Raw genomic sequence first — 3,307 nt, 5'->3', positions numbered from 1 at the left:
GCCGAAGGGCTTATTCAGGAGACCCTGATTGAGGAAGAGAACACCGACCAGATCCACTCTGACGCGGCCGAGCACGCTATCAATCCGGCCGCCGCCACCTGAGCCCCTTCGGAGAGCACCCGATCTAGTCGCCGGGGCTGACGGGTGAATGGCAGCAACACTGTCCCAGTCCTTCGATTCACCTCATCCGAGAGAGCGAAACGGCTGAAATTGTTTTTGACAAGAAGCCTATAATCCCCGCCATCATTACGCCCACGGAGCGGTGCCATAAAACTCATCTTCGGCGCTGGCCCGCTGAGGCTTCCGTCCGGGCTCACCCAGTCCGGCTGCATTGTACTGTAAAGCAACCAGCGCGCCGCCTCCGGACGCGCCGGAGCCTCCTGCCGAATTCACTGGCTGAACAGATCGTATGGGGGTCTGACACAAAGATTAAGCACGGTCCTCTTTGTTTACTGCGCGTTCCTTAGGCGACGCTGGAGGACTGAACAGCCACTGTGGTCTGGAATAGGTAGTAGCTGTTGAATCGCACTCCCGTCTGTGCTGCCCGGTTGCAGAAGCCTGGCGGCGTTTCATCGGCGGGGCGAAGGGCTTGATCAAACGTCCAATCCTGCGGGGTGATAAAGGTCGGGACTGGAGAATGTTCAGGCACAGCACACATGATGTTGGGGCGCAGCTTATTCCGAAAGAGATTGTAGGTGCTATCCCGCGGTTCTAATCCGACAGGAGCCAATGGATGAACAGATGTCATCGGTCCCCTCCCCGAGGCCGGCGCGCTGGTGGTTTTCTTGTTTTCAGCAGCTGGGCTAACTTTACACGAAGGCGGTACCATACCGTAGCACTCGTAGGGGGTATTGGTGTTGCCAAACCCTCGGAGGAGGGCGACGCCATATGTGAGCCTCTGCTGGATTAGCTGTGCGAGGCACCATCAGTAACATACTCCGACCTGCTGAGCGTAGTGCTGGTGTTGTGATCGTTGTCGTGGTTGGAGGTTTGGCCGAGACTTTGCTCTGAGCCTCTCGGGCGACCCGCTCTAGAATGCACCTGACATATGCCTGCTCACGCCATGCCCTCGGTTTATCGAGCACCCAAGGCACCACCTCCGAAGAGCTTTAGGCGATCGTCTGGGCAAAGAGTAAGCTGTACCGTGAGAGCGGCATCCGCCTTGGCATGCTGCCGGGAACCTATCGGACGGGCATGCATCCAGTCCATGCCGCTCTCAGCGCGTTGCCACCGGGAGGAACGAACCATGCTTCGCACCATTAGCCTGACCCTGGCCTTCAGCCTTGCCGCCGCAGCACCAGCTTTCGCCCGGCACTGCCCGGCCGATATGGCTGCGATCAACAAGGCCCTGCCCACCGCCCAGATCTCAGCCTCAGATAAGCAGAAGGTCATGGAGTTGCGCAAGCAAGGCGAGGATCTGCACAAGGCCGGCAACCATCCTGAGTCAGAGAGGCTGCTCGACCAAGCTAAAAAGATCCTCAAGATCTGACATCATCCTTACGGGTCCGCTTCACTGTGCAGTGGACCCGCTTCCTCACTCAGCAAACACCGATGTCCTGCTACCAAGGCTCGGCTTAGAGCGCTTAACGCCACACACCGATGGCGAAGATGACAACCTGCCCAGTGAAGATGGCGGCAGTCACACGGGCTTCAGCGTCGAATTTGCGGCGCTTCATGGCAGGCCACTCTCTTAGAACGGGGTTGCTTTAGGCTTATCAACTTAACGACTGCTTACCCTGGGCCGGCGAGGAATATCCTCTGTGGTTCCGTGTTGACTTCTATGGTTGGGTTTCGCTCCCGCTGCCTTCCTCGTCCCTCGTCTAAACCCCCTTACTGTGGGTTTGAGAAACAAGTACCCCTAGCTTTGAATTGTTTGTCGCGACCGTGAGGGATGGCGTTCTATACACCCAAGGCATTTGGCTCATTGTGTTACGCAGCAATAGAATCCCGGGGAGGCTGCATGGTCTCCATACCTGCTGCGCTACTAGATCAGGCGCTCGAACAAACGCTCGTGAGGTCTGATGGTGAAGCTTTTCCCGACTGTTCTCATGCTCCTCGTTGCGAGTGCGACAGTTAGAGCCGAGGAGTTCTCTCCCTTCAGGCGCAGCCTGAGTGATAGACCACACGGCGTCACAACAGTCCCAGGATCCAGGAAAGGGTCTGTGCAGAGGTTTGAGGTGCGCCCTGGGGATTGCACATCGCGTGACTGCTACAGGGATCGAGAGCGCTCAGAATTGGGGGAAGTCGACGCATCGAGCCGTGTTGGAGACGAGTACTGGTATGAGTTTTCCTTCTACCTTCCAAACGACTTCCCGAATATCTACCCGGCCAAGACAGCTCTGGGCCAATTCCACCAGAAAGGGGTGACAAGCCCGCCTGTGCTGTTTCAGTACGGTATTCCACACGGCTCGAATGCCTCAAGCTACTACCTTGATCTCAATCAGACTAAGCGTGGACATTTCCCATTAATCAGTGAGCGCAGCCTTCGAGGACGCTGGCAGGACATCCGTGTTCATGCACGCTGGTCGACGGCCGCAGATGGTTTCATTCGGGTTTATATCAACGGGCGCCTCACTGCTGACGTGGTCGGTCCTAATACGACATACGCGAACCCGATCTACTTCAAGTACGGCGTATATCGTTCCTTTCTGTCGCGCTACAAAAGCGCCTATGGCTCATCAGATGTGCCTGCTCAAGCGGCCCTGTTCCGATCGGTCCGCAAAAGTAGGACGAAGAGGAGTGCTCCAAGGACGGCATCAGAGCCTATGCAGCCCTGACCTGTTCATCATGTACCTGACAGAGTATGCATCATCTGGTTGCACATTTCTAAGACGCTTTGCCCGTTTGACGCGCACAATTTGCATAGGAATGGACATAGGATGCGTGTTCCATGTGGTCGGCGCATAGGTCAGATGCATTGACCTATCTTCTGCTCGGCAAAATAGGGGCTTATAATTTAGTTCAACAATAAGATTGGAAGCGCTCGGAAGCATCGATGGCCCAACGCCAGAGGAGAACTCCGATGCCAGCTATGCCCCTCAGTTTGTCTTTCGAAGCCCATTCTGCGCCGTCCAAGCAGCACAAGCGCAACATCTTTCTGCAGATCGTTGATGCCATCGGCGAAACCAATCGCCGAAGGGCTGAACGTGAAGTTACTCGCTTTCTGGCCCGCCATGGCGGCCGGTTTCCTGACAGTGTGGATTAGCCAACGGTGGAGCGCTCCAGCCACCGCTAATACCAAGTCCCTGAAGGTCTGACTCGTTCGTGATTTCCCGGGCTGGAGTGGGTGTGATTCAGTTTGGTGAAC

The 3,307-nt window shown here is 56.2% G+C and carries 3 protein-coding genes; all 3 read left to right on the top strand.

Going from position 1 to position 3,307, the window contains the following annotated elements; translation table 11 throughout:
- Positions 1–1,246: 1,246 nt before the first annotated feature.
- Positions 1,247–1,489 (top strand): PA2433 domain-containing protein, encoded by a 243-nt coding sequence (locus JKG68_RS31465; protein ID WP_202066282.1) that lies wholly within the window; start codon positions 1,247–1,249, stop codon positions 1,487–1,489.
- 532 nt (positions 1,490–2,021) lie between these two features.
- Positions 2,022–2,777, top strand: a complete 756-nt coding sequence (locus JKG68_RS31460; RefSeq protein ID WP_312891067.1) for a polysaccharide lyase family 20 protein — start codon at positions 2,022–2,024, stop codon at positions 2,775–2,777.
- A gap of 245 nt (positions 2,778–3,022) precedes the next feature.
- On the top strand, positions 3,023–3,205 hold the full coding sequence (locus tag JKG68_RS31455) for a hypothetical protein (protein ID WP_202066278.1): 183 nt from the start codon (positions 3,023–3,025) through the stop codon (positions 3,203–3,205).
- Positions 3,206–3,307 lie beyond the last annotated feature (102 nt).

This window comes from Microvirga aerilata (assembly GCF_016743775.1).
Classification (GTDB): Bacteria; Pseudomonadota; Alphaproteobacteria; order Rhizobiales; family Beijerinckiaceae; genus Microvirga; species Microvirga aerilata.
Note: the sequence above shows the minus strand (reverse complement) of the source record. Positions and strands in the feature narration are given on the sequence as shown.

Excerpts from the sequence above, each read along its gene's own strand:
- JKG68_RS31465 (WP_202066282.1), top strand. The coding sequence starts at position 1,247 with ATGCTTCGCACCATTAGCCTGACCCTGGCCTTCAGCCTTGCCGCCGCA.
- JKG68_RS31460 (WP_312891067.1), top strand. The coding sequence starts at position 2,022 with ATGGTGAAGCTTTTCCCGACTGTTCTCATGCTCCTCGTTGCGAGTGCG.
- JKG68_RS31455 (WP_202066278.1), top strand. The coding sequence starts at position 3,023 with ATGCCAGCTATGCCCCTCAGTTTGTCTTTCGAAGCCCATTCTGCGCCG.